General features: G+C 72.1%; 24 protein-coding genes. 16 read left to right on the forward strand and 8 right to left on the reverse strand.

The window, feature by feature from the left end:
* Positions 1–76: 76 nt before the first annotated feature.
* The 3 genes from ACFWEE_RS23365 to ACFWEE_RS23375 all read right to left on the reverse strand — a co-directional run bounded on the left by ACFWEE_RS23365 (position 77) and on the right by ACFWEE_RS23375 (position 3840).
* Positions 77–1264: an acyltransferase family protein gene (locus ACFWEE_RS23365; RefSeq protein WP_386891802.1), complete on the reverse strand. Its 1188-nt coding sequence runs from the start codon at positions 1262–1264 to the stop codon at positions 77–79.
* 255 nt (positions 1265–1519) lie between these two features.
* Positions 1520–2860: a polysialyltransferase family glycosyltransferase gene (locus ACFWEE_RS23370; RefSeq protein ID WP_386891804.1), complete on the reverse strand. Its 1341-nt coding sequence runs from the start codon at positions 2858–2860 to the stop codon at positions 1520–1522.
* On the reverse strand, positions 2857–3840 hold the full coding sequence (locus ACFWEE_RS23375; protein WP_386891806.1) for a glycosyltransferase family 2 protein: 984 nt from the start codon (positions 3838–3840) through the stop codon (positions 2857–2859). The genes ACFWEE_RS23370 and ACFWEE_RS23375 overlap by 4 nt, the downstream gene beginning before the upstream one ends.
* Positions 3841–4046: 206 nt before the next feature.
* Between ACFWEE_RS23375 and ACFWEE_RS23380 the strand changes: the two genes are divergently transcribed.
* From ACFWEE_RS23380 to ACFWEE_RS23435, 12 genes are all read left to right on the forward strand, one after another.
* Positions 4047–5429 carry a DUF6716 putative glycosyltransferase gene (locus tag ACFWEE_RS23380; protein WP_386891807.1) on the forward strand — a complete coding sequence of 461 codons (1383 nt, stop codon included), beginning with the start codon at positions 4047–4049 and terminating at the stop codon, positions 5427–5429.
* Between the two features lie 20 nt (positions 5430–5449).
* A complete protein-coding gene (locus ACFWEE_RS23385; RefSeq protein WP_386891808.1) occupies positions 5450–6739 on the forward strand; it encodes a cytidylyltransferase domain-containing protein in 1290 nt (429 codons plus the stop codon).
* 14 nt (positions 6740–6753) lie between these two features.
* A complete protein-coding gene (locus ACFWEE_RS23390) occupies positions 6754–7686 on the forward strand; it encodes an N-acetylneuraminate synthase family protein (RefSeq protein WP_386891809.1) in 933 nt (310 codons plus the stop codon).
* A gap of 11 nt (positions 7687–7697) precedes the next feature.
* A complete protein-coding gene (locus ACFWEE_RS23395) occupies positions 7698–8738 on the forward strand; it encodes a hypothetical protein (protein ID WP_386891810.1) in 1041 nt (346 codons plus the stop codon).
* A gap of 288 nt (positions 8739–9026) precedes the next feature.
* Positions 9027–10277 carry an amidohydrolase gene (locus tag ACFWEE_RS23400; RefSeq protein ID WP_386891905.1) on the forward strand — a complete coding sequence of 417 codons (1251 nt, stop codon included), beginning with the start codon at positions 9027–9029 and terminating at the stop codon, positions 10275–10277.
* Between the two features lie 377 nt (positions 10278–10654).
* Positions 10655–11722 carry a BMP family protein gene (locus ACFWEE_RS23405; RefSeq protein ID WP_386891812.1) on the forward strand — a complete coding sequence of 356 codons (1068 nt, stop codon included), beginning with the start codon at positions 10655–10657 and terminating at the stop codon, positions 11720–11722.
* Positions 11723–12041: 319 nt separating this feature from the next.
* Positions 12042–13619, forward strand: coding sequence for an ABC transporter ATP-binding protein (locus ACFWEE_RS23410; RefSeq protein WP_386891907.1), 1578 nt, complete (start codon positions 12042–12044; stop codon positions 13617–13619).
* Positions 13616–14728: an ABC transporter permease gene (locus ACFWEE_RS23415; RefSeq protein ID WP_386891814.1), complete on the forward strand. Its 1113-nt coding sequence runs from the start codon at positions 13616–13618 to the stop codon at positions 14726–14728. Before ACFWEE_RS23410 ends, ACFWEE_RS23415 begins: the two co-directional genes overlap by 4 nt.
* Positions 14725–15993 carry an ABC transporter permease gene (locus tag ACFWEE_RS23420; protein ID WP_386891816.1) on the forward strand — a complete coding sequence of 423 codons (1269 nt, stop codon included), beginning with the start codon at positions 14725–14727 and terminating at the stop codon, positions 15991–15993. The genes ACFWEE_RS23415 and ACFWEE_RS23420 overlap by 4 nt, the downstream gene beginning before the upstream one ends.
* Positions 15990–16391, forward strand: a complete 402-nt coding sequence (locus ACFWEE_RS23425) for a cytidine deaminase (protein ID WP_386891818.1) — start codon at positions 15990–15992, stop codon at positions 16389–16391. Before ACFWEE_RS23420 ends, ACFWEE_RS23425 begins: the two co-directional genes overlap by 4 nt.
* Before the next feature lie 151 nt (positions 16392–16542).
* Entirely contained in the window at positions 16543–17820 is a 1278-nt protein-coding gene (locus tag ACFWEE_RS23430; RefSeq protein ID WP_386891820.1) for a thymidine phosphorylase, read from the forward strand.
* Positions 17821–17994: 174 nt separating this feature from the next.
* On the forward strand, positions 17995–18309 hold the full coding sequence (locus ACFWEE_RS23435; RefSeq protein ID WP_386891822.1) for an STAS domain-containing protein: 315 nt from the start codon (positions 17995–17997) through the stop codon (positions 18307–18309).
* A 69-nt stretch (positions 18310–18378) separates the two neighbouring features.
* Here ACFWEE_RS23435 and ACFWEE_RS23440 read toward each other — a convergent pair whose 3' ends face one another.
* Both ACFWEE_RS23440 and ACFWEE_RS23445 read right to left on the reverse strand, forming a co-directional pair.
* Positions 18379–19455 (reverse strand): sigma-70 family RNA polymerase sigma factor, encoded by a 1077-nt coding sequence (locus ACFWEE_RS23440; RefSeq protein WP_386891824.1) that lies wholly within the window; start codon positions 19453–19455, stop codon positions 18379–18381.
* Positions 19456–19872: 417 nt separating this feature from the next.
* The gene (locus tag ACFWEE_RS23445; RefSeq protein ID WP_386891826.1) at positions 19873–21240 is read right to left on the reverse strand and encodes an MFS transporter; all 1368 of its coding nucleotides are present in this window, start codon (positions 21238–21240) and stop codon (positions 19873–19875) included.
* A gap of 62 nt (positions 21241–21302) precedes the next feature.
* Between ACFWEE_RS23445 and ACFWEE_RS23450 the strand changes: the two genes are divergently transcribed.
* Positions 21303–22256, forward strand: a complete 954-nt coding sequence (locus tag ACFWEE_RS23450) for a LysR family transcriptional regulator (RefSeq protein ID WP_386891827.1) — start codon at positions 21303–21305, stop codon at positions 22254–22256.
* Between the two features lie 162 nt (positions 22257–22418).
* A complete protein-coding gene (locus ACFWEE_RS23455; protein ID WP_386891828.1) occupies positions 22419–23090 on the forward strand; it encodes a DUF2238 domain-containing protein in 672 nt (223 codons plus the stop codon).
* A gap of 26 nt (positions 23091–23116) precedes the next feature.
* Here ACFWEE_RS23455 and ACFWEE_RS23460 read toward each other — a convergent pair whose 3' ends face one another.
* Positions 23117–23902 carry an alpha/beta hydrolase gene (locus tag ACFWEE_RS23460; RefSeq protein WP_386891830.1) on the reverse strand — a complete coding sequence of 262 codons (786 nt, stop codon included), beginning with the start codon at positions 23900–23902 and terminating at the stop codon, positions 23117–23119.
* Positions 23903–24005: 103 nt separating this feature from the next.
* Here ACFWEE_RS23460 and ACFWEE_RS23465 point away from each other — a divergent pair, with 103 nt between their 5' ends.
* The gene (locus ACFWEE_RS23465) at positions 24006–25160 is read left to right on the forward strand and encodes an adenosine deaminase (protein WP_386891832.1); all 1155 of its coding nucleotides are present in this window, start codon (positions 24006–24008) and stop codon (positions 25158–25160) included.
* A 134-nt stretch (positions 25161–25294) separates the two neighbouring features.
* Positions 25295–25594: a hypothetical protein gene (locus tag ACFWEE_RS23470; protein ID WP_386891833.1), complete on the forward strand. Its 300-nt coding sequence runs from the start codon at positions 25295–25297 to the stop codon at positions 25592–25594.
* Between the two features lie 107 nt (positions 25595–25701).
* On the opposite strand, the gene ACFWEE_RS23475 is transcribed toward ACFWEE_RS23470, so the two are convergent.
* A complete protein-coding gene (locus tag ACFWEE_RS23475) occupies positions 25702–25917 on the reverse strand; it encodes a PspC domain-containing protein (protein ID WP_386891908.1) in 216 nt (71 codons plus the stop codon).
* Positions 25918–26009: 92 nt separating this feature from the next.
* Complete coding sequence (locus tag ACFWEE_RS23480) at positions 26010–26561, reverse strand: VanZ family protein (protein ID WP_386891835.1); 552 nt, start codon at positions 26559–26561, stop codon at positions 26010–26012.
* Positions 26562–26604: the final 43 nt, after the last annotated feature.

A 26604-nucleotide genomic window follows, 5' to 3' on the forward strand; every position in this document is an offset into this window, starting at 1 on the left:
GAGACAGCCCGGATGATGTCCGGGTGCGCCGACGGCCCTCTGCAACGGGCGGCTTCGGCCCGGTCCGGACGAAGGCCTACAGCTTCGTCAGCAGCACCTTGCGCAGCTTCGGGGTGAACGGCCGCTCGATCAGGCGGTGGATCACCCAGGCCAGGACGAGCATGCACACCGTGGTCAGCGCCATCGTGGCCCAGGACGGAATGTCGAGCTTGCGGTGGAGGACGGTCACCACCACCCAGCCCAGGTGTTCGTGGACCAGGTAGAACGGGTACGTCAACGCGCCCGCCACCGTCAGCCACTTCCAGTTCATCCAGTTCAGCAGGCCCACCGCGATGGCCGCCACGGCGGCGAAGCCGAGGGCGACGATCAGGATGATGACCAGCGCCGACCGGTTGGAGAAGGCGTCGGCGCTGTACGGGCGCCAGAGGTCCGCCACCGCGTAGTGCTGGCCGAGCAGCAGGCTCACGCCCGCGATGCCCCAGCCCAGGGCGTCCCTGCGGTCGCGGTGGACGAGGTAGAGGCCCACGCCGCCGATGAAGAACGGGGCGTACTCCGGCATCAGCACCACGTCGAGGAGCTTGCTGTCGGCCGCGTCCGTCATCACCGCGGCGATCGTCCACACCGCGCTGAAGAGCACCACCCGCCGCCGGGTGGCGCCTGGCAGGACGACGCAGAGCGCGAACAGCGCGTAGAAGCGGATCTCCGCCCAGAGGGTCCAGCACACGCCCAGCACCCGGTCCGCGCCCAGCGGCAGCTGCATCAGCGTCATGTTGAGCAGGCCGTCGGTGGGGGAGACGGCCTCGTACGTCACCATCGGCAGCGCCATCACGGCCGTCACCAGGATCACGGCGACCCAGTAGGCGGGCATCAGGCGGGACACGCGGGACGCGAAGAACGAGGAGAGCGGCCGTCCCCAGCCGCTCATGCAGATCACGAAGCCGCTGATCACGAAGAAGATCTGCACACCGAGGCAGCCGTAGGCGAACCAGTTGTGCGCGGTGGGGAACTGCCAGTGCGGCGAACTGCCCCACGCCTTGGTGATGTCACCGCCGCGCCCGCCGTAGTGGTAGCCCGCGACCATCAGCGCGGCCACCAGGCGCAGCCCGTCCAGGGCGCGCAGCCGGACCTTCGGCGCGGGCCGGGAGCCGGCGGGCCCCTCGGACTCCGCCGCCGGTGAGAGCGGACCGGTTGCGGCGGGGAGCGACGGGAAGGGTATCGAGGAGGCGCGGGAGGTGTGATCCGCGTCCGCGGGGGTAAGGGTCAAGGCCACTCCAATTCAGCGTGTGCGCCGCGTCAGCGTAGGTGCGGAAATCCCGGACAGGGGCCCGGTCGTGCGGTGTTCACGCGGGCTTCGGGGTGAGTTCACCGACCGGGTGCCGCCGTTTCCCGTCAGGACGCCGGTCCGTAACCGGGGCGGCGTCCTGACCGGCCGGGGCGCCGGTCCGTAACCGGGGCGGCCACCTGACCGGCCGGGGCGCCGGTCCGTTGCCGGGACGGCCGCCTGACCGGCCGGGACGGTTCAGCGGCGGGTGCCCCGCCGCAGCGCGCGTGCCCGCTTCGCCATGCGCCGCACGGTCGTGTTGCGGGGCAGGAAGGCCAGTTGGGACGGCACCCCGCCCGGCAGCGCGAGCGCGGTCAGCCGCCGCCGCTTGAAGTACCGCGCGGTCTCCCGCTTCAGGTGGGCGGAGAGGTAGGCCTCGGCCTGGGGGCGCAGCTCGGCGTAGATCTCCGGCTGCATGGCGAAGCCCACCGCGCGGGTCAGGCCGAAGACCTCGGAGCCGGTCCGCTCCGCGTCCCCGGCGGCCGTGGTGGACGGGGCGTCCTCGACGTCGGGGAGCAGCGCGTCCGCCAGTGTCACCGGGATGCGGTTGCTGTTCTGGTACGGAGCGAGGCGTTCCAGCAGCAGTTCGGTCCCGGTGCGGGCGGTGGCCAGGCCGTAGAAGGTCTTCGCGGTGAACAGGGCGGTCGAGAAGCAGCCGACCACCAGGGCCGGACGGACCCGTTCGAAGAGCACCTCGGCGAGGACGGGGACGTCGAGGACGGTGAGTTCCGCCCCGAGCCGTTCGGCCTCCTCCTCCAGTGCCCGGCCGTAGCGGGCGGGCGCGGTCGGATGCGGTTTGAAGACCACCGCGCGGTGCCCCCGTCCGACGGCGCCCCGCAGCATCCGTACGTGCAGGTCCTCTTCCTCCTCGGGCGTGAGGATGGAGAGCGCCGACAGGTACTGGCCCAGCAGCAGGGCGCAGTCGGAGGGGAGCGCGGGCAGTTCCGCGTCGGTGGCGCCGACCGTGCCGAGGACCTTCAGGAAGTCCGCCGCCGGGACGATCTCCGGCTCGACGCCGAACTCCGTCAGCAGCAGCGGCTTCAGGCCGGGCACCAGGTCCAGGTGGAGCAGTCGGCGGACCCGGGTGCCGACCAGCGGATCGATCTTGAAGCGGGTGGGGCCGTAGCTCATCAGGCCGTCCGCGTACACGTCGACGGGGGCGACGGAGAAGATCTGGCAGACGGCGAGGGCCGGGTTGACCTGGATGGACTCCACGGCGAGCTCGACGTCGTCGTCACCGAGCCTCCACAGCAGCCGCAGATGGCGTTCCCACAGGGGGATGTCGTCCGGGCGCGGCGACCAGCCGCCGGGGTGGAAGGGCTCGATCGCCTCGTTCCAGGAGAGCACCTCGTCGAAACGGTCGCGCAGGCGCTCGAAGCCCGGCATCCGGTCGAGGGGGGTGCTGACCTCGGGGTTGGCCGCGTTGTTGGAGACCAGCAGGATGCGCCGGTCCACCGGGGTGAACCGGTCGGCGTCCAGGGCGGCGGCGAGGGTGGCGACTCCGTACAGGGTGGAGGCGCAGAAGATCTGGGTGGTCATGCGGGTGCGGCCTCCGAGAGGGGGGCGGGCCGGCGGCGGAGCCGGCGCAGCCGGGACGAGCGCTCCAGGTCCATCGAGTCGAGTGCTTCGTCGAGGACGTCCTGGGGCAGTCGGCGCAGGGCCGCCGCGCTCATGGAGCGCAGTCTGCGCGCGACCGCGGGCTCGAACTTGTCGATGGTGTTCAGGTGGTGCGCGATGATCGCGCAGTAGGTACGGACGGCCTTCGGGAGGAACAGCGCGGCATCCCGGTCCGCCTGGGTCTCCGCCACGACCTGGTCGAACGCGGGGATGAAGTCGAGTTGCCGGACGTCGCCGATCTGGGTGAGCGACGAGGTGACCCCGCGCCGGTAGAAGATGCCGAGCAACCGGCCGGCCACCGCGAAGGACTCGGCCTCCCGGTGCAGCCGCCAGATCCACGGCCGGTCCTCGGCGGTGTGCAGGTTCTCGGGGAAGTGCAGGAGACCCCGCTCGACGAGCCGGCGGTGATAGACGCCCGCCCACGAGTACGGATAGTCCACCGGCGTCGAACGGTTGCCCGGCAGGATCACGTCGCGCGGCGAGAGGACGGTGTCCCGTCTGCCGTAAGGAACCCGGTGGACGACGCGTTCGGTGCCCGTGCACCGGACGTGATCGGTGCGCACGAAATCGCAGCCCAGTTCCTCGATGGACGCCACGAGCCGCGTGAAATAGCCGGGCGCCACCCAGTCGTCGCCGTCGAGGAACGTGAGGTATTCGCCGCGCGCGGCGTCGATTCCGGTATTGCGCGCGGCGGACACCCCGCTCTCCTCGCGCCGGATGAGGACGGCGCCCGGCAGGTCTTCCGCGGCGCGTTCCAGGATTTCGCGCGTTCCGTCGCTCGAACAGTCGTCGACGAGGATGAATTCGAAGTCGTCACGCGCGTTCGCGCGCAGACTCTTCAGGGCTTCGGGGGCATATCTCTGCACATTGAAGAAAGGCAGGATGACGGAGAGCTTGACCACGGGAGCACGCTAGATGCGGACCCGTCCCATTCCCCGTCCAGTGGGAGTACGGAGCGTGAACTCCGTGTGTCGGTACCGCGAACGGCCCCGAATTGACGGTGAGTTCGAGGGCATTCGAATCACGACCCCAAGCGGCAGCGGGCTGTTAACCCTTTGTTGCCGTCGTGTTGGGCCGCTCAACGAAATGGCTTCCTACCTTTTGGGACGTGCCCCCTCGTACCCATGACCAGGCCGAACCCGCCGAGGCCGCCGCGCACCCCGCGGCGCTCCGGGTGGCCGTCCTCGCCGACTCCGACACCCGGTGGAAATGGGGCGCGCTCACCGCGCGCCGCCTGACCGCCGCGGGCGACACCTCCGTCACGGAGCGCCCGGTCGAGATCAGCGGGCTCCTGCTGCGCGGCCGGGCCACCCCGACCGCGCGCCAGCTCGCCGAGGTCGGCGACGTGGGCGTCGACGCCGGACGGGTCCGCGAGGTCACCGCCGTCGAGTTCCTGCACACCGTGCGCGAGGAGCAGTACGACGTCGTCGTGCTCGCTCTCGTCGGCGGCGGCGTCCAGGCGATGCTGCACGGCCTCGCCGCCCTCGGCCTGCCCCGCAGGCCCGTCGTCGTCACCGGCTACGTCGGGGTCGTGTACGAGAAGCTGGCCGACGGGCTCCTGCTCCGCCACGGCGCCGACGTCGTGCTCGCCAACTCCGCCCACGACGCGGAGCGCTTCCGCGCCGTGTACGAAGGGGTCGGCGCCGACGCGAGCGCCGTCACCGAGGCGGCCCTGCCGTTCCTCGGCGGCGCCCCGCACACCCCCGAACCCGGCCGTCACACCGTTGTGTTCGCCGCGCAGCCCTCCGTGCCGGCGTCCCGCGCCGACCGCACGTACCTGCTGCGCAGGCTCGTCGAGCACGCCCGCAAGCACCCCGACCGCGAGGTGCTGCTCAAGCTCCGCTCCAAGCCGGGCGAGCACACCACGCACATCGAGGAACTGCCCTACCAGCGGCTCGCCGAGCGGCTGCCCGGCGGACCGCCCCCCAACTTCCGGCTGGTGTACGGGCACATGGGCGAGGTCCTGGACCGCACCGACCTGCTCGTCACCGTCTCCTCCACCGCCGCGCTGGAATCGCTGCACCGGTCCGTCCCGACCGCGATCCTCAGCGACCTCGGCGTCCGCGAGACCCTCGGCAACCACCACTTCGTCGGCTCCGGGCTCATCACCTCCTGGGACCGGCTGGACGAGGGTCTGCACCCCGTCCCGGACCCCGCGTGGCTGGCGGGCCAGGGCGTCGCCGCCGACGGCACGTACGCCACCGCCTACGACGGCGCCCGCGACAGGGTCGGCGCGCTGCTCGCCGCCGGTGAACTGCCGCCGCTCGCCCCCTACTACACCCCCGCCACCGCGCCGGGATACCTCCCCGGCATCCTCGCCCGCCACCACCTCGGCCCCGACGGCCGTCCGCTGCCCGGTGCGGCGGCCCCCGTCGCCACCGGCCGCATCAGGGGCGCGGTGCGCGAGACCGTCCGCAACGCGGCGCGCGGCGCCTACCGGCAGGGCGTCCAGCGCGTCGCCCCCGTGATCCGGCGGATGGGCGAACTGTGACCACCACTTCAGGAGCATCCATGACGACACCCACCGTCCTCGCGGTGATCCCCGCCCGGGGCGGATCCAAGGGCGTCCCCGCCAAGAACCTCGCGCAGGTCGGCGGCGTCCCCCTGGTGTCCCGCGCGGTCCGCGCCTGCCTCGGGTCCACCGAGGTCACGGACGTCGTCGTCTCCACCGACGACCCCGCCATCGCCGAGGCCGCCCGGATCGCCGGCGAGAGCGCGGGCGCGGCCGGCCGGGTGCACGTCGTGCGGCGCCCCGCGGACATCTCCGGGGACACCGCGACGAGCGAGGCCGCCGTGCTGCACGCGCTCGACGCCTTCGAAGCGCTCTCCTCACGCCCCGCCGACGTGGTGCTGCTCGTCCAGTGCACCAGCCCGTTCCTCTCCCCCGAGGACGTCGACGGGGTGGCCCGCGCGGTCGCCCGCGAAGGCGCCGACACCGCCGTCACCGTCGCCCCGTTCCACGGCTTCGTCTGGCGCGACGGGGAAGCGGTCGAGGAGAGCAGCTACGGCGTCAACCACGACAAGTCCGTCCGCCCCCGCCGCCAGGACCGTCCGCAGGACTACCTGGAGACCGGCGCCGCGTACGCCATGGACGTGGCCGGATTCCGCACCCACCGCCACCGCTTCTTCGGCCACACCGCGCTGGTCCGCACGGACCCGGCGCGGGTGCTGGAGATCGACGACCCGCACGACCTGGCCCGTGCCCGCGCGCTCGCCCCGCTGCTCGACCCGTCGCCGCTGCCGACCCTCGCGGACGTGGACGCCGTCGTGCTCGACTTCGACGGCACCCAGACCGACGACCGGGTCATGGTCGACCAGGACGGCCACGAGACGGTCGCCGTCCACCGCGGCGACGGCCTCGGCATCGCGGCCCTGCGCCGCGCCGGGCTGGACGTCCTCATCCTGTCGACCGAGCAGAACCCGGTCGTCGCCGCCCGCGCCCGCAAGCTCCAGGTCCCCGTGCTGCACGGCATCGACCGCAAGGACCTCGCGCTCAAGCAGTGGTGCGACGAGCGGGGCGTCAGCCCCGACCGCGTCCTCTACGCCGGCAACGACGTCAACGACCTGGCCTGCTTCGCCCTGGCGGGCTGGCCCGTCGCGGTCGCGAGCGCCCACGACTCCGTACGGACCGCGGCGCGTGCCGTGACCGAGACCCCCGGCGGCCGGGGCGCGGTCCGCGAGATCGCGGGCTGGCTCCTCGGCCCCGAACTGGCCCGCACCCGGTCCGGCGCACCCACAGCCACCACCACCCCCACAGGCACCACCCCCACCGTCAACACCCCCACGATCACCACCAAGTAAGGAACACCCTCACCATGAGCGACTCCCGTCTGCGCAGCTTCGGTTCCCGCACCGCCGGCCCCGGCCGGCCCGTGTACATCACCGGCGAGATCGGCATCAACCACAACGGCGAGCTGGACAACGCCCTCGCCCTGATCGACGTGGCCGCCGACGCGGGCTGTGACGCCGTCAAGTTCCAGAAGCGCACCCCGGAGATCTGCACCCCGCGCGACCAGTGGGACATCGAGCGCGACACCCCCTGGGGCCGGATGACGTACATCGACTACCGCCACCGCGTCGAGTTCGGCGAGGACGAGTACCGCGCCATCGACGAGCACTGCGCCAAGCGCGGCATCGACTGGTTCGCCTCCCCGTGGGACACCGAGGCCGTCGCCTTCCTGGAGAAGTTCGACGTCCCCGCCCACAAGGTCGCCTCCGCCTCCCTCACCGACGACGAGCTGCTCCGCGCCCTGCGCGCCACCGGCCGCACCGTCATCCTCTCCACCGGCATGTCGACCCCGAAGCAGATCCGCCACGCGGTCGAGGTCCTCGGCAGCGACAACATCCTCATGTGCCACGCCACGTCGACGTACCCGTCGGTCGCCGAGGAGCTCAACCTCCGCGTCATCAACACGCTGCAGGCCGAGTACCCCAACGTCCCGATCGGCTACAGCGGCCACGAGACCGGCCTGCAGACCACGCTGGCCGCCGTCGCCCTCGGCGCCACCTTCGTCGAGCGCCACATCACCCTCGACCGCGCCATGTGGGGCTCCGACCAGGCCGCGTCCGTCGAGCCGCAGGGCCTGGCCCGCCTCGTCCGCGACATCCGCACCATCGAGGCCTCCCTCGGCGACGGCGTCAAGAAGGTCTACGCGTCGGAGCTCGGCCCGATGAAGAAGCTCCGCCGCGTCGCGGGCGTCGTCGCCGAAGCCGAGAACGCGACGGCCGCCGAGCCGGCCGCGGTCTGAGACGACCTCCGGTGAATCTCGCCTTCGTCGAGAGCCCGGTCCAGCTCCTGAACGTCCTGGAGTGGACCCACGCCATGGGGGAGGAGGCGCCGGCCGTCACCACGGTCGTCGTCCTCCCCCCGGTCGACCCGATGTCGCGCGGCCAGCTGCGCAGGATGGCTGACCTGGCCCGCGACGAGGGCATCACCGTGCGCTGGCAGGAGGCGCGCGGCGAACAGGGCACGCCGGTCAGGACGTTGCGCGCCCTGGCCGGGCTGGTGCGCAGGGCCGACCACGTCGTGATCGGCGACCCGTTCTCCCGTTACGTACAGCTCCTGCTGAGCATCGTGCGGCCGGGCCGTCTCACCGTGGTCGACGACGGCACCGCCACGATGGAGTTCGTGGCGCAGCTCGCCCGCGGCGAGCGGCTGGTGCGCTGGCACCGCAAGGGGAACAGGGGACCGCGCGAGCTGCTGCTCGCGCCGGTCACCGCCTCCGCCCGCCGCCGGTTCGTGCCCTCGGACCGGCACCGCGTCGAGGTGTTCACCGCGATGCCGGTGGAGACGCCCGCGGGGGTCGAGATCACCGCCAACACCTTCTCCTGGACCCGTGCCCGCTTCGGCCCGCCGCGTCTGACCAAGGGCGCCGACATCGTCGGCACCTCCCTGGTGGAGACCGGAGTGGTCGAGGCGGTGCCGTACCAGGAAGCGGTGGCGGCCCTCGCCCGTACGCACGGCGCCACCCGCTACTTCGCCCACCGCCGCGAGGCGACGGACAAGCTCCACGCCCTGGAAGCCGCCACCGGCCTGGAGATCGTCCGCCCCGACCTGCCGCTGGAGCTCATCGCCCGGCGCGGACCCATCGGCCGTACCGTGCTGAGCTTCCCCTCCACCGTGGTGCACACGCTGCCCCTCGCGCTGGCGGGGACCGGGGTCAAGGTCGCGGTCTGCGACATCGACCCCCGGTGGCTGCGGGACACCGCGTCCCCGCGCGCGCAGGGCTTCCTCTCGGGCGTCACCGAGACCGCCCGGGACGTGCACCGGCTGGCCTTCGCCCCTCCGGCGAGCCCCTGACCCCGGCCCACCGACGCTCCCCGCGCGGGAGACCCGGCCCCCACGGCGTACGCGGCTCCCCGCCCGTACGCCGTTCGTCGTACCGGCCCGGGATCCCCCGACTGCCGTACGTCGTACGGGCCCCGGGCCCACCCGTACGGCGCAAACGGGAAAAACGGCGGAGTCTACCCACCGGGGTCGCGTCCCACACGTTTCCGCGCCGTTTCATATTCATCCGAGGTGCTGAAGTTTTGTTGATCCATGTCCGATCGGAGGGTCCGTAGGCATACCCTTCGATGGGTGAACCAGTTGAAGTCCCGCGCGTCCCTCGTCCACGCCGACGGTGAACCGGCCGGTGGCTCACCGGTCCGGGCAGCCTCTCTGCCCGGCACGCTCTCCGAAGAGCTCCGGGCCGAGCTGATCGCCTTCCGCCGCGATCTCCACATGCACCCCGAGCTCGGCAACCAGGAGTTCCGCACCACCGCCGCCATCAAGGCGCGGCTGGAGCAGGCCGGGCTCGCCCCCCGGGTGCTCGCCACCGGCACGGGCCTGATGTGCGACGTCGGGCGGTGGGACGGCGAGACGCCGATGCTGGCACTGCGTGCGGACATCGACGCGCTGCCCATCCCGGACGTCAAGACGGGCGTCCCCTACCGCTCGACCGTCCCCGACCGGGCGCACGCCTGCGGCCACGACGTGCACACCACCACCGTCCTCGGCGCCGGACTGGTCCTCGCCGAACTCGACCGCCGGGGCGAACTCCCGCACGCGGTGCGGCTGATCTTCCAGCCCGCCGAGGAGGTGCTGCCCGGCGGCGCCCCCGACGCCATCGAGTCCGGAGTGCTGGAGGGCGTCGGCCGGATCATCGGCGTGCACTGCGACCCCAAGGTGGACGTCGGCAAGATCGGGCTGCGGATCGGCGCGATCACCTCCGCCTGCGACCGGCTGGAAGTCACCCTGGACGGTGCGGGCGGCCACACCGCCCGCCCGCACCTCACCACCGACCTGGTCACCGCCGCCGCCCGCGTCGCCGTGGACGTGCCCGCGCTGCTCGCCCGCCGGGTCGACGCCCGCTCCGGACTCGCCGTCACCTGGGGGCGGCTGCACACCGGGCACGCCTGCAACGTGATCCCGCAGCACGCGGAGCTCTCCGGGACGGTCCGCTGCCTCGACCTGAAGGCCTGGCGGGACGCCCCCGACCTGGTGCACGCGGCCGTCGACGAGATCGCGACGACGCACGGCGCCAAGACCGTCATCAATTACGTCCGGGGCGTGCCGCCCGTCGTCAACGACGCCGCCTCCATCGGGCTGCTCGACGCCGCGATGACCGAGCGCCGCGGACCGTACGCGATCGAGGACACCGAGCAGAGCCTCGGCGGCGAGGATTTCTCCTGGTACCTGGAGCACGTGCCGGGCGCCATGGCCCGCCTCGGTGTCCGGGCGCACGGCGACACCCGGGGTCTCGACCTGCACCGGGGCGACTTCGACGTGGACGAGGAGGCGATCACCGTCGGGGTCGAGCTCTTCACCGCCGCCGCCCTGCTCAACGGCGCGAGGTAGTGACCCGGGGCGCCGGCCCCGGGTCAGCCCGGCGGAGGGGGCGTGAGGTCCATGGCCGGCCGGGGGGCGTGAGGTCCGCGTCGCATCGCGTCCCCTTTCCAGACGTTCCCGGCATGTTTCCCCCCGATGACTCCCCGATGTCCGCCGATGTCCCGATCGGTCGCCCCCGGGCCCTTCGTGGTCTTCCGGGGCCCGCCGGGAGGGACATCCGTCCGAAATATGGCGGAGTGTCAGCTGGTGCGATGTGACCAAAACTCTTCACGACGATCCGATAACGACCGGTGAACGTGTCTTTAACTGACATCTACGCGCGTTACGATCGCGGCGAACCCAGCGCCGGAGTGGCGCTTTCGGTCAGGTTTTTAAGGAGCCTCCCAGTGCGCCGGATCACCAGGATCGCCACCGTGGGCATTGCGTCCGCGGCTTTCGCGCTGTCCGTCACGGCTTGTGGCGGTAAGACGTCTTCCGAGGGCAGCAGCAACAACAGCAGCAGCGACTCGTCCTCCAGTGGCAAGACCGCCCTCGCCTACGACATCGGTGGCCGCGGCGACCAGTCGTTCAACGACGCCGCCTACGCGGGCCTGGAGAAGGCCACGAAGGAGCTCGGCTTCAAGGGCGTCGAGGCCGAGCCCTCCGAGGGCGAGAGCGACGCGGACAAGATCCAGCGCCTGACCGAGCTCGCGCGCGGCGGCAACAACCCGGTCATCGGTGTCGGCTTCGTCTACGCCAACGCCATCGCCGAGGTCGCCGCGAAGTTCCCGAACACCACGTTCGGCATCATCGACGACAGCTCGAAGCCCACCAAGAACACCGCGAACCTGGTCTTCAGCGAGGAGCAGGGCTCCTACCTCGCCGGTGTCGCCGCCGCCAAGGTCACCAAGACGAACACGGTCGGCTTCATCGGTGGCGTCGAGACCCCGCTGATCAAGAAGTTCGAGGCCGGTTACGTCCAGGGTGTCAAGGACACCAAGGCGGGCGTCAACGTCAAGGTCCAGTACCTGACCCAGCCGCCGGACTTCACCGGCTTCTCCAAGCCGGACCTCGGCAAGGCCGCCGCGCAGGGCCAGCTCGACGCCGGTGCCGACGTGATCTACTCCGCCGCGGGCCTCGCCGGTTCCGGCGCGATCGAGGTCACCTCGAAGGCCAAGAAGTGGTCCATCGGCGTCGACTCCGACCAGTACAACCAGGCCGGCCTCGCCGACTACAAGGACTACATCCTGACGTCGGTCACCAAGGACGTCGCCGACTCGGTCTTCAACCTGATCAAGTCGGTCAAGGACGGCAAGCCGGAGACCGGCGAGATCCGCGCCGGCCTGGACACGGACGGCGTGGGCCTGGCGGCCTCCAACCCGGCCTTCACCGCGATGACGGACGTCAACGCCGCGATCGACAAGGCGAAGGCCGACATCATCGCCGGCAAGATCACGGTCAAGACGACCCCGTAACGGCCACACCCGCGAGGGCGGCGTGCCTGTGCGCCGCCGCCCTTCGCGGGTGCGCCCGTACGTACTCGGGTGTGCCCGTCAGGGGTGCGCCCGTCAGTGCTCGGGCGCGGAACCCTATGATTCCGGGACCGGGGAGAACGGCGTACGCCGACCTCCCCGGCCCCGGATCGCGTTCCGCCGTCCGGGATCTATCTCTTCGGCAACGCTACGCGTGTAGAGCACCCTCGGGCGCGGTAGCTTCGCCCCCGGCCCCTGCTCGTACGGCCCCGTCGTTCCCGGCAGCCGTGCTCCGCTCCTTCCCCGCCAAGGAGAGTGCGTCATCAACGCGTCCAGCCCTCCTGCCGTAGAAATCCGCGGCATCACCAAGCGCTTCCCCGGCGTCGTCGCCAACCACGACATCGACATCACCGTCGCCAAGGGCACCGTGCACGCGCTCATCGGCGAGAACGGCGCCGGCAAGTCGACCCTGATGAAGATCCTCTACGGCATGCAGAAGCCGGACGAGGGCACCATCGCGATCGACGGGGAGACCGTCACCTTCAGCAGCCCCGCCGACGCCATCGCGCGCGGGGTCGGCATGGTCCACCAGCACTTCATGCTCGCCGACAACCTCTCCGTCCTGGAGAACGTCGTGCTCGGCGCGGAGAAGCTGCACGGCATCGGAGGCGCGGCCCGGAAGAAGATCCTGGAGATCTCCGACGCCTACGGTCTCGGCGTCCGCCCCGACGTCCTCGTCGAGGACCTCGGCGTCGCCGACCGCCAGCGGGTGGAGATTCTCAAGGTCCTCTACCGGGGAGCCCGCACCCTCATCCTCGACGAGCCCACCGCGGTGCTCGTCCCGCAGGAGGTCGACGCGCTCTTCGCGAACCTCCGCGAGCTCAAGGCCGAGGGCCTGACCGTCATCTTCATCTCGCACAAGCTCGGCGAAGTGCTCTCCGTCGCCGACGAGATCACCGTCATCCGCCGGGGCACCACCGTCGGCACCGCCGACCCGCGCACCGCGACGACCAAGCAGCTCGCCGAGCTGATGGTCGGCAGCGAGCTGCCCTCGCCGGAGACCCGCGAGTCGACCGTCACCGACGTGCCCATGCTCACCGTCGACGCCCTGCGGCTCACCGCGACCGACACCGACGGGGTGGTCCGCGAAGTACTCGACGGCATCGGCTTCACCATCCACAAGGGCGAGGTCCTCGGCATCGCCGGTGTCGAGGGCAACGGCCAGAGCGAGCTGATCGACGCGCTCACCGGCCTGCGCGACCCGGACGCCGGGACCATCACCCTGGACGGCGCCGACATCTCGCACGTCTCGACCCGCAAGCGCCGCGAGGGCGGCCTCGGCGTCATCCCCGAGGACCGGCACCGCCACGGGCTGCTGCTGGAGTCCCCGCTCTGGGAGAACCGCATCCTCGGCCACGTCACCGAGAAGCCCAACAGCCGGGGCGTCTTCCTGGACCTGAAGGCCGCCCGCACCGACACCGAGCGGATCGTGCGCGAGTACGACGTCCGTACGCCCGGGATCGACGTCACCGCGGCCTCCCTCTCCGGCGGCAACCAGCAGAAGCTGATCGTCGGCCGCGAGATGAGCCACCGGCCGAAGCTGCTCATCGCCGCCCACCCCACCCGCGGGGTGGACGTCGGCGCGCAGGCGCAGATCTGGGACCAGATCCGCGAAGCGCGCCGCGACGGCCTGGCGGTGCTGCTCATCTCGGCCGACCTGGACGAGCTGATCGGCCTGTCCGACACGCTGCGCGTCATGTACCGGGGCCGGCTGGTCGCGGACGCCGACCCCGCGAGCATCACGCCGGAGGAGCTGGGCACCGCCATGACCGGCGCGGCCTCCGGCCACATCGCGCACGACGACACCATCGCGCCCGACGAGAACGGTGAGAGCCGATGAAGAAGTTCGACAGGGACCGGCTGCTCCTGGGCGTCGCCGGCCCGGCGCTCGCCCTGGTGGTGGCGTTCCTGCTCACCGCGGTGGTGCTGCTGCTCTCCGGCAACAGCCCCTTCGAGCCGTTCCGGCTGATGTTCGACAACGCCCAGTACGTCGACGTACAGGTGCTGATCGTCAACCAGACCGGCACCTACTACCTCGCCGCGCTCGCCGTCGCCGTCGGGTTCCGGATGAACCTCTTCAACATCGGCGTCGACGGCCAGTACCGGCTCGCCGCGATGATCGCGGCCGTGGTCGGTGCCTCGGTGACCCTGCCGGGTCCGCTGCACATCCTGCTGATCCTCGTCACGGCGATGGCGGTCGGCGCGTTCTGGTCCGGCATCGCCGGCCTCCTCAAGACCCTCCGGGGCGTGAGCGAGGTCGTCTCCACGATCATGCTGAACGCCATCGCGACCAGCCTGATCGCCTGGCTGATCCTGACGGACAACTTCGGTGTCCAGGCGGCCGGTTCCAACGACCTCAACACCGGCGAGATCGCCTCCTCCGGCTGGTTCCCCGGCCTGGACGCGGGCGACGGCGGCACGGTCTACGGCTTCACCTTCGTCGCCTTCGCGCTCGGCGTCGTCTACTGGTTCGTCCTCGGCCGCACCCGCTTCGGCTTCGACCTGCGCGCCACCGGCGCCAGCGAGAGCGCCGCCCGGGCCAGCGGTGTCGACGCCAAGCGGATGGTGCTGACGGCCATGCTGATCTCCGGCGCGGTCGCCGGTCTGGTCGGCATGCCGATCCTGCTCGGCCAGAGCCACACGTACAACCTCAGCTTCCCCGCCGGGGTCGGCTTCATGGGCATCACCGTCGCCCTGCTCGGCCGCAACAACCCGGTCGGCATGTTCTTCGCCGCCCTGCTGATGTCCTTCCTGGAGAAGACCTCCGCCTCCCTGGACCAGTACGGGTACCCGCAGGAGATCGCCATGATCATGCAGGGGCTGATCGTGATCTCCGTCGTCGTCTCCTACGAACTTGTCCGCCAGTACGGGCTCCGCCGACAGCAGCAGAAGGTCGGCGAGGAACTCGCCGCCCAGGCCCGCGAGAACCGTGAGGGAGCAGCGGCATGAGCACCGTCCCGACGACGTCCACCGCCACCACCGCGCCCGGGAAGAGCGGCGGCCGGCGCAGGCTGAGCCTGCCGGTCGTCCTGCTGATCGCCGCGGCCGGTCTGGCGCTCTTCTCCCTGACCCGCGTCATCAGCGGCGCGGACGACCTGACCTCGATCGGCCAGGTGTCCGGAGCGCTCCAGCTCGCCGTGCCGATCGGCCTCGCCGGACTCGGCGGCCTGTGGGCCGAACGCGCCGGTGTCGTCAACATCGGCCTCGAAGGCATGATGATCCTCGGCACCTGGTTCGGTGCCTGGGCCGGCTACCAGTGGGGCCCGTGGACCGGTGTCCTGATGGGCATCGTGGGCGGCGCCCTCGGCGGCCTGCTGCACGCCGTGATGACCGTGACGTTCAAGGTCAACCACATCGTCTCCGGTGTGGCGATCAACATCCTCGCGGTGGGTGTGACCCGCTACCTGTCGAACTACACCTTCGCCGAGGCGGAGGGCGGCTCCTCCAAGCAGTCCCCGCGCATCGGCGAGATCACCGACATCACGGTCCCCGGGCTCTCGGACTGGATGGCCGACCTCCAGGCCCACCACTGGTTCTTCGTCTCGGACCTCGCCGGGATCATCGGCGGTGTGGTCACCCACCTCTCGCTGCTGACCGTGGTGGCGCTGCTGCTGGTCCCGGCCACCTGGTGGGTGCTCTGGCGCACCGCGTTCGGCCTGCGCCTGCGCTCCTGCGGCGAGAACCCGGTGGCCGCCGAGTCGCTCGGCGTCAATGTCTACGCGTACAAGTACATCGCCGTCGCCGTCTCCGGCGGACTCGCGGGTCTGGCGGGCGCGTTCCTCGCGATCGTCTCGACCGGCATCTACCAGGAGGGCCAGACCGGCGGGCGCGGCTACATCGGTCTCGCCGCGATGATCTTCGGCAACTGGATGCCCGGCGGCATGGCGCTCGGCGCCGGACTCTTCGGCTTCACCGACAGCCTCAAGCTGCGCGGCGGCGCCGAGAACGTCCACGCGGTGCTGCTCTTCCTGGCGATCCTGCTGGTCGCCGCGGTGATCTGGCAGCTGGTGCGGCGCAAGTACATCGGCGCGGCGGTCTCGGCGGTCTTCTCCGCCGGGCTCTTCGTCTGGTACGCGCTCACCGACGAGGTGCCCAGCCAGTTCGTGGACGCCGCCCCGTACGTGGCGACGCTGCTGGTCCTCGCGCTCTCCGCGCAACGGCTGCGGATGCCCAAGGCGGACGGCATGCCGTACTTCAAGGGCCAGGGCAAGTGACGACCCCGGCGGCCGAGGCCGACTGGGAAGGGCTGCGGAAGGCGGCCCGGGAGGCGATGTCCCGGGCGTACGCCCCGTACTCCGGCTACCCGGTCGGTGCCGCGGCCCTGGTCGACGACGGCCGTACCGTCGCCGGCTGCAACGTCGAGAACGCCTCGTACGGCATCGGCCTGTGCGCCGAGTGCGGGCTGGTCTCCGAGCTCGTGGCCACCGGCGGCGGCCGGCTGACCCACTTCACCTGCGTGGACGGCTCGGGGGAGATCCTGGTGCCGTGCGGCCGGTGCCGTCAGCTGCTGTACGAGTTCGGGGGCCCGGACCTCGTCCTGGAGACCCCGGACGGGCTGCGCACCCTCGACGAGATGCTGCCCCAGGCCTTCGGTCCGCAGAACCTGGCCTGAGACGGCGTTCCTCGACTCCGGTGGCCCTCCCGCGCGGCGGGAGGGCCACCTCCGTGTCCCACCTCTATGCGCGTAGAGTCTGCCGGGTCCGTCCTCTTGCCCCGCGCGGCCCGCGCCCTCATGATCGAGCTCCCCTGCCGGAAGGAATCCCATGGACGCCATCTCCGTCATCCGCACCAAGCGGGACCGCGGCGAACTGACCCCCGAACAGATCGACTGGGTCATCGACGCGTACACCCGCGGCGAGGTCGCGGACGAGCAGATGTCCGCCCTGGCCATGGCGATCCTGCTGAACGGCATGAACCGTACGGAGATCGCCCGCTGGACCGCCGCGATGATCGCCTCCGGCGAGCGGATGGACTTCTCCGCGCTCTCCCGCCCCACCACCGACAAGCACTCCACCGGTGGCGTCGGCGACAAGATCACCCTGCCGCTCGCCCCGCTGGTCGCCGCCTGCGGCGCGGCCGTCCCGCAGCTGAGCGGCCGGGGCCTCGGCCACACCGGCGGCACCCTCGACAAGCTGGAGTCCATCCCCGGCTGGCGCGCCCACCTCTCCACCGAGGAGATGCTCGGCGTCCTCGACACCACCGGCGCCGTCGTCTGCGCGGCGGGCGACGGCCTCGCCCCCGCCGACAAGAAGCTCTACGCGCTCCGCGACGTCACCGGCACCGTCGAGTCGATCCCGCTGATCGCCAGCTCGATCATGTCGAAGAAGATCGCCGAGGGCACCGGGGCGCTCGTCCTCGACGTGAAGGTCGGCAGCGGCGCCTTCATGAAGACCATCGAGGACGCCCGCGAGCTGGCCTCCACCATGGTCGCCCTCGGCACCGACAGCGGCGTGCGCACGGTCGCCCTGCTCACCGACATGTCCACCCCCCTCGGCCTCACGGCGGGCAACGCCCTGGAGGTCCGCGAGTCCGTCGAGGTGCTGGCCGGCGGCGGCCCGAGGGACGTCGTCGCCCTCACCCTGGCGCTCGCCCGCGAGATGCTCGACGCGGCGGGCCTCAAGGACGCCGACCCCGAGAAGGCGCTCGCCGACGGCTCCGCGATGGACGTCTGGCGCCGCATGATCTCCGCCCAGGGCGGCGACCCGGACGCGGCCCTCCCGGTCGCCCGCGAGCGCCACGTCGTCACCGCCCCGGCCTCCGGCGTGCTGACCCGGCTCGACGCGTACGACATCGGCGTCGCCGCCTGGCGCCTCGGCGCCGGGCGCGCCCGCAAGGAGGACGCGGTGCAGGCGGGAGCAGGTGTCGAGCTGCACGCCAAGCCCGGCGACACCGTCACCGCGGGCCAGCCGCTGCTGACCCTGCACACGGACACCCCGGAGAAGTTCTCCTACGCCCTCGACGCGCTGCCGAACGCCTACGACATCGCCCCGGCCGGTACGGACTTCACCGCCTCCGCCGTGGTGCGCGAGCGCATCGCGTGACGCGGGCCGGTTCCCGCGAGTGACGCGGGCCGGTCCGCGGTGTGACGGCGGCCGGTCCGCACCACGGCGGCCGGGTGGCACGGGAAGATCCGTGCCACCCGGCCGCCGTCGCACGCGTGGGCGGGGAAGCCCGGTGGCCGCGCACCGATGAGTTGTGGCGGCGGGGACGGTCTCATGGGTGTGGAAGCCACACCGCCGATCACCCTCGTCGTCACCGGCCCGGTCACCCGCGCCGACGTACCCGAGCTCTGCGCCGCGCTCGACCGGCTCCTGGCCGCCCCCGGGCACGCCGCCGCCCCGGTGGAGTGCGACCTGACGGGAGTGGTCCGCCCCGGCCTCACCGCCGTGGAGGCGCTCGCCCGGCTCTCCCTCACCGCGCGCCGGGCGGGCCGGGGCCCGCTGCGGCTGCGCGGCACACCACCGGAACTGCGCACCCTGCTGGACCTGGTGGGGCTGGCCGGTCAGGCGGGCCTCACCGAGGCGCCCTGAGACGCGCGGTCGCCTCCGCCGGACGCCTTCCCCCTCGGCTCACTTCCCCCCGGCTCACTTCCTGACGGCTCACTTCCCGACCGGAATCTCCCCCTCGGCCGCCTTCCCGTCGGCGTCGAGCGTGTCCGGCAGCCCGAACAGCGGGAACCAGCGCGGGGTGTCCAGGAAGCAGTGCATCCCCGTGATCGCACCGTCCTCGATGTCGATGATCTGCACCGCCCACGGCACGAACCCGGGCCCGTCCGGGTTCGGCTTGTAGTGGGCGAAGGCCGGAGTGCCGTTGGCGGCGGTCGCCACCAGCCGGGAACCCGCGCAGCCCGCGCCGATGGAGAGCATGAAGCCGGTGATGTCGTCGTGCCCCCGGAGCCAGAGGTCGAACGGCGGCATGGTCATCACGGCGTCCTCGTGGAGGAGCGCGGTGAGCGCCTTCATGTCGTACCCCTCGAAGGCGGCGACGTACCGCTCCAGCAGCTTGCGCTGCTCCTCGTCGAGCGGGTCGGCGGTGTCGGGGCCGCGCTCCCCGGCCTCGGCCAGGGTGGCGCGGGCCCGCTGGAGGGCGCTGTTCACCGAGGCGACGGAGGTGTCCAGGAGCTCGGCGACCTCGGCCGCCTTCCACGCGAGCACCTCGCGCAGGATGAGGACCACCCGCTGCTTCGGCGGCAGGTGCTGGAGCGCCGCGACGAAGGCGAGGCGTACGGACTCGCGGGCCACGGCGGCCTCCGCCGGGTCGGCGGCCGACGGCAGGACACGGCCGTCCGGCATCGGCTCCAGCCAGGTGTTCTCCGGCAGCGGGTTGAGAGCGGCCTGCGCGAGCGGGGTCGGCCCGGACAGGTCGACGGGCCGGGCACGCTTGTTGCCCGCCGTCAGCATGTCCAGGCAGACATTGGTCGCGATCCGGTACAGCCACGAGCGCAGCGACGAACGCCCCTCGAACTTCTCGAAGTTGCGCCAGGCCCGCACCATCGTGTCCTGGACCGCGTCCTCGGCCTCGAAGGCCGAACCGAGCATCCGGTAGCAGTATCCGGTCAGTTCGACCCGGTGCCCCTCCAGCCGGCTCTCGACGCTCACTGCCTCCGCAGCGTCCGCCGTACCCTCCACGCCGTGCACCGCCGCGCCTTCCGCGGCCGTCGTCGTGAGATCACCCATCGCTCTACCCCTGTCGCGCTGTGACACCGCCCCCCGCAGTCAGGAAGCTACCGCAGCGCACGCACACACGGGCGGGAAGCGCACAACCGCTCAGGTCCCTGGCCCCGCGCGCCGTCCGTGGCCCTCCGCGCGCCCGTGGACACGGTCGTCGTCGCCGTTCACGAGCAGCTTCCAGTATGCCCGCGCGCAGGTGGCGCGCACGTCGGCGCGGGCGCCCGGTACGGCGTCGGCGGGCGTGGCGGTCCCGGGTTCCGGGCGCGGGCCCGGGTCGGGGCCCGGTGCCCCCGTGATCACCCCGGTACGCCGACTCCCCTCCGCCCCCGGCAGGTTGGTCACCCGCGGTGCGGCGAAGGGGAGTGCGAGGGCCGGAACGGGCCCCGGTCCAGGTCCGGTTCGGCAAGGACCGGGGTCAACGGCTCAGCGTGCGACGGCCATGGTGGTGTGCTGCGGGCGGGCCTTCCGCTCGGCCCGCGCGCACCGCGACCCGTACAGCGTCACGGAGGCGACACCGAGCACCGCGAGGAGCCCGAGCCCGACCGTGCCGGACCAGCCGCCGGCGTGGAAGGCGACCGCGCCGAGCGTGCCGCCCGCGCTGGAGCCCAGGTAGTACGAGGACTGGTAGAGCGCCGACGCCTGGGCGCGGCCCGTGGTGGCCGTACGGCTCACCGAGGAGGAGGCGACCGCGTGGCCGGCGAAGAACCCGGCGGTGATCAGGACCAGGCCCAGCAGGACCGCGACCAGCTGGTCGGCGAGCGAGAGCAGCAGCCCGGCGGCGGTGGTGGAGACCGCGAGGTAGAGGGCGCCCCGGCGGCCGAACCGGCCGACCAGTCGGCCCGCCGCCGCGGAGGAGACCGTACCGACCAGGTAGACGAGGAAGATCGAACCGACCACGCCCTGCGGGAGGTTGAACGGAGCCTCCACCAGGCGGTAGCCGATGACCGTGTAGACGGCGCCGAACACCGTCATGAAGAGCCCGCCGATGAGGAAGAGCCGGCGCAGCAGCGGATCGGCCAGGTGCCCGCCGACGGTCCGCACCAGCGCCTTCGGGTTGAGCGAGCCGGGGACGAAGTGCCGCGCCCGGGGCATCAGCAGGTGGAACGCCACCGCGCAGCCCACCGCCAGCAGACCGACCGCGCCGAGCGCCGCCCGCCAGCCCCAGAGCTGGGCGATCCAGCCGGTCAGGATGCGTCCGCTCATGCCGCCGATGCTGTTGCCCGCCACGAACAGTCCGATCGCGGCGACCAGCGCCTTGGGCCGGACCTCCTCGGCGAGGAAGGCCATCGCGGAGGCGGGCAGCCCGGCCAGTGCCGCGCCCTGCACCGCGCGCAGGGCGATCAGCCAGCCGAGCGAGGGGGCGAACGGCACCAGCATGCCGATGGTGACGGCGATGGTCAGCGAGGCGGTCATCATCTGACGGCGGCCGAAGCGCTCGGAGAGCGCGCTCAGCGGCAGCACGGCGAGCGCCAGCGCCCCCGTCGCGGCGGAGACCGTCCAGCTCGCCTGCCCGGCCGTGGCGCCGAACGACGCGGAGACCGAGGGCAGCAGGGCCTGGGTGGAGTAGAGGAGGGCGAACGTCGCGACACCGGCGGCGAAGAGCCCGAAGCTCATGCGGCGGTAGCCGGGACGGCCGGGGTCGAGGCGCGTGTCGCCCGGGGCGGCGGCGGGTCCGGTGGACGCCGGTTCCGTGGCGGCCGGTTCGTCGGAGGCCGGGGCGGAGGTGTGCGGAGCGGGCTGTGCGGAGGCACCCACCACGACGGTGGATGCCCCGGTATCGGCAGGAGGCATGGTTCGACGGTAGGCCGGTGCGTTTGATGCGTCCAATGCATGAAACCGCGATAATCGTTCCCATGGTGCATGACCGCAGCTCACAGCCACGACTGTCACCGAGCAGTTACGAAGAAGACATTCGCGCGGTCCTCGCGCCCCGGCTCGCCCACTTCGAGGCGGTGGCCCGCCACGAGCACGTCACCCGGGCCGCGCACGAGCTCGGGGTGCCCCAGTCCACGCTGTCGCGGGCCATGGTCCGCCTCGAAGAGGACCTCGGCGTCGCCCTATTTGCCCGCCGGGGCCGGACCGTCTCCCTCACCCCCGCCGGACGCACCTTCCTCGGCTCGGCGGAACGCGCCCTCGCCGAGGTGGAGAAGGCCGCCGACTCCGTACGGGCCGACGCCGACCCGGCCTCCGGCAAGGTGGCCTTCGGGTTCCTGCACACCATGGGCTCGGAGACCGTACCCGCCCTCATCCGCGCCTTCCGCGTCGACCACCCGGGCGTCCGCTTCCAGCTGGTGCAGAACTACGGCGAGGCGATGATCGAGCGGCTGCGCGCGGGGAAGCTGGACCTCTGCCTCACCTCACCGGTCCCGGACGCGCCCGACCTGGTGGCCCGGCGGCTGGACGAGCAGCGGCTGCGGCTGGTCGTCCCCGACGACCACCGGCTCGCGGCCCGCCGCCGGGTCCGGCTCGCGGAGGCCGCCGACGAGACCTTCGTGACCCTGGAGCCGGGGTACGGCCTGCGGCGGATCACCGACGACCTCTGCGCGGAGGCCGGGTTCGTGCCGAGGGTCGCGTTCGAGGGCGAGGAGGCGGAGACGCTGCGCGGGCTGGTGGCCGCCGGGCTCGGTGTCGCCCTGCTGCCGCCGCCCGCCGTCGCCCGCCCCGGGGTCGTGGAGCTGACGGTGACCGCGCCGCGTGCGGTCCGCGAGATCGGCGTGGCCTGGCTGGACGGCCATCCGGACACCCCGCCGGTCGCCGCCTTCAAGCAGTTCCTGATCTCCCGGCGCGGCCACCTGCTGCCGGACTGAACCCCGGTGCGCCGGGCGGGGCTCGGGACGCCGTGCCGCGCGGGGCTTCCCGCAGCGCTCCCAACCGGGTGAAAAGTCGGGGCCGTTGAGTATCCGCACTCAGGTGCGGGCCTCGCGGGGCGCCGCAGGATGGCGGTACAGCCCAGACACGAGGAGCCCCCGATGTCCGCCACCCTTCCGTCCGAGGACCTTGCGCCGGCCGCCCCCGCGGCCACCGGCCGCCTGCTGCCCGCCGTGCTCGCGCCCGCCGTCGCCGTGGCACTCGCGGTGTCCGCCTGGGGCGCCAAGGAGTCCGGCACCTGGGTGCTGGAAACGGTGTGGGTGATGCTGGGGCTGCCGGTCCTGTTCCTGCTGCGCAAGCGGTTCCCGCTGAGCGGCCTGCTCTGCGGACTGCTGGCCGTCCACGCCCTCGTCCTCATGGTGGGCGGGCACTACACGTACGCCGAGGTCCCGGCCGGCGACTGGGTGCGTGACCGGTTGGGCCTGGAACGCAATCCGTACGACCGGCTCGGCCACCTCATGCAGGGATTCGTGCCCGCGATCCTGGTCCGGGAACTCCTCGTCCGCACCTCGCCCCTGCGCGGCAGCCGCTGGCTCCCGCCGCTGACCGTGTGCGCCTGCCTCGCCTTCAGCGCCGTCTTCGAGATGCTGGAATGGCTGGCGGCCGAGGTCGGAGGGCAGGCCGCCGACTCGTTCCTCGCCACCCAGGGCGACGTGTGGGACACCCAGTGGGACATGTTCTGCGCGCTGATCGGCGCCGTCTGCTCCCTGCTCCTCCTCAGCCGCCTGCACGACCGCAGCCTCGCCCGCCTCGCACCGCACCGGAAGCCCTGACCGGCCGCAGCGCCCCACGACCCGCCTCAGTGCCGCAGCGACCTGCCGAAACCGGCGGCCAGCGGCATCCGCAGCCCCAGCGGCGGCGGCGCGGCCAGCGCGTCCTCGACCGGCCGGGCGTAGGAGCGGTCGAAGAGCGAGCCCTGGACGAAGTCGGCCGCCAGCGCCACCACTTCGGCCCGGTGCTGGCGGAGCGCGTGCCCGTCCGAGTGGACCTCGAAGCGGCAGATGTCCCGGTTGGCCTTCTTGGCCCGGGAGGCCAGCCGGAAGGAGAGCTCGGGGTCGGTGCGGGTGTCGTTGGTGCCGTGCACGATGAGCACCCGGCGCCCGGCGAGCTGCTTCACCGGCTCCGCCGCCGTCTCGGGCGCGCTGTGCGCCAAGGGCCCGGCCCGCCCCGGCAGCCAGGGGGCCATCGCGAGCACGGCGGAGACCGCCGGATGCCCGGCCGCCCGCAGCGCCGCCCGGCCGCCCATGCCGTGGCCGACGAGGCAGACCGGCACGTCGCCGTAGCGGCGCACCACCTCGTCCGCCGCCCACCCGGCGTCCGCCGCCGGGTCGGCGTCCTGGGCGTTCCAGCCGCGGTGGCGGTAGTGCAGGACGTGCACCGTCAGCCCGTCGTCCCGGCCGGACCGGGCCAGTGCCCGGGCGAACGGCAGCTGGCCGGCGTAGGTGAACGGGGACGGCTTGCGGTGGGATTCGGCGGCTCCGTCCGGGAGCAGCAGGACGACACCACCGACCTCCGAGGACGGTCCCGCGGCCCGGACGGAGCGTCCGAGCCGGGCGGTGGACAGGGGAAGCGCGCGCATGGCCATAACGGAACAGTGTCAGAAGCGCGGGTGTACTCCACCTGTCCTCACCATCACTGTTACGTATCTTCACTCGGCCATCTACGCGCGTAGGCGCTAGAGTGCGCAGATGACGAGCCAGCTCCGTGACGTCCCCGACGCCGACCAGATCCGCCGCGCCCCGAAGGTGCTCCTCCACGACCATCTCGACGGCGGGCTGCGCCCCGGCACCATCGTCGAACTCGCCCGGGCGCAGGGGTACGAGGACCTGCCGGAGACCGACCCCGACAAGCTGGGCACCTGGTTCCGCGAGGCGGCCGACTCCGGCTCCCTGGAGCGCTACCTGGAGACCTTCGCCCACACCTGCGCCGTCATGCAGACCCGTGACGCGCTCGTCCGGGTCGCCTCCGAGTGCGCCCAGGACCTCGCCGAGGACGGCGTCGTCTACGCCGAGGTGCGGTACGCCCCCGAGCAGCACCTGACCGGCGGGCTCACCCTCGAAGAGGTCGTGGAGGCGGTCAACGACGGCTTCCGTGAAGGGGAGCGGCTGGCCCGCGAGGACGGCCGGCGCATCCGGGTCGGCGCGCTGCTCACCGCGATGCGGCACGCCGCCCGCTCGCTGGAGATCGCCGAACTCGCCAACCGGTACCGGGACTCGGGGGTCGTGGGCTTCGACATCGCGGGTGCCGAGGCCGGCTTCCCTCCCACCCGCCACCTGGACGCCTTCGAGTACCTCAAGCGGGAGAACAACCACTTCACCATCCACGCGGGCGAGGCGTTCGGCCTCCCGTCGATCTGGCAGGCCCTCCAGTGGTGCGGCGCCGACCGGCTCGGCCACGGGGTCCGGATCATCGACGACATCGAGGTCGCCGAGGACGGCACGGTCAAGCTCGGCCGCCTCGCCGGCTACGTGCGCGACAAGCGCGTCCCGCTGGAGCTCTGCCCCACCTCGAACCTCCAGACCGGCGCCGCCCCCTCCTACGCGGAGCACCCGATCGGGCTGCTGCGCACCCTGCACTTCCGCGTCACGGTGAATACCGACAACCGTCTGATGAGCGGGACCAGCATGAGCCAGGAATTCGAGCGGCTGACCGAGACGTTCGGATACACGCTCGACGACATGCAGTGGTTCACCGTCAATGCGATGAAATCAGCATTCATTCCTTTCGATGAACGTCTCGCGATGATCAACGATGTGGTCAAGCCGGGATACGCCGAACTGAAGTCCGCATGGCTGTTCAGCCAGACCGCCGCGACCAGCGTCTCCTCCGTCGAACAGAGCTGAACGAGACCATTCCGAAAGGGGCCGGGGAACACATTTCCCGGCCCTTTTCCGTGTGTCGCGCCATTTGCGGAGCGGGGAGCGGGGTGACTAGTTTGCAGAGCCGCTCGCATCCCCTTTCCCCAAGGATGAATGTCATGAAGCTCTCCTCCGCCCGCATCATCGGTGTCGCCGCTCTCGGTGCCGCTTTCGCCGCTGCCGCCGCCGGCAGCGCGTCCGCCGCCCAGGCGCTCCCGCTGGACGCGGGCAGCTCGCTGCCCGTCTCCACCGACGCGCTGGCGAACCTCGGTCACACCGCCCAGACCCTCCCGGTCAAGGAGACCACCGGCAGCCTCCTCGGCGGCAAGGCCACCGACGCCGCCAAGCCCGTCACCCAGCTGCTCGGCGGCCTGCCGACCAAGGGCCTGACCGCGAACGGTCTGCCGATCGGCGGCTGATCCGCCCGGCATACGCCAGTGGGGCACCCGGCCTGTTCAGGCCGGGTGCCCCACCGCGTGTTCCGTGCTGTCGGCCGACGTGACGGCCGTCCCCCGTCGTACCCGCGTCACCAGGCCGTCGCGGACGTGGTGCCCGACGAGGACTTCTCCCCGGGCAGCAGGATCCACAGCGCCAGATAGACCAGGAACTGCGGGCCGGGCAGCAGGCACGAGACCAGGAAGATGACGCGCATGGTCGTCGCGGAGGTGCCGAAGCGCTGTGCCAGCGCCGCGCACACTCCGCCGATCATGCGCCCGTCGATGGGGCGGACCAATCCGGCCATGATGGGCTCCTCGGTGAACCGTCGGGGGAGCAGCCGCCGCGGCGCTCCCGATGTATCCATGGTCGCTCCACCGGTGGGGTCGGTGCCTCCCTCTACGGGGCGACCCCGACCCTGTCAATCGTCGGGGTCGTGCCCTGAGGGGTTCCGTCGGCCGCGTCCGCGTCGGCACCCGCCGTCACCCGGTGGTGCCTGCGGCGCAGCCGGGCCCGTACGAACGGCACCACCAGCAGATGCGCCAGCAGCACCCCCACCGTGTTGAGCAGCAGTGAGTCGATGTCGACCACCTGGCCGGGGACCCCGGTCTGCCCGAGCTCGATGGCGAGGGATATCAGCGCTCCGGCGGCGGTCGTCCGGACCAGCGACGCCCACGGGGAGACGGTGAGCCGCGCGTCGGCCATCGGCAGCAGGAACCCGAGCGGCGCGAGCAGCAGCAGCCCCGCCCCGATGCGCCGGACCGCGGCCCCCGGGCCGAGTGCGAGGTCCGCCTTGATGCCGTCCAGCGGGGTGAAGTTCGCGGCGGTGATCCAGGGGACGTCCAGGGGGCGCAGCGTCAGCCACCCGACGAGCACGAGATGCGCGAGGAGAAGCGTGAACCCCACCACGCGGAACAGGGTGACGGCCTTACCGCCGGGACCTTGACGCACGCCCCCCTAGACGCCCGCTCCTGAAGGAACGGTTCCGGGCAAA

Source organism: Streptomyces sp. NPDC060184, assembly GCF_042728795.1.
Taxonomy (GTDB): Bacteria; Actinomycetota; Actinomycetes; order Streptomycetales; family Streptomycetaceae; genus Streptomyces.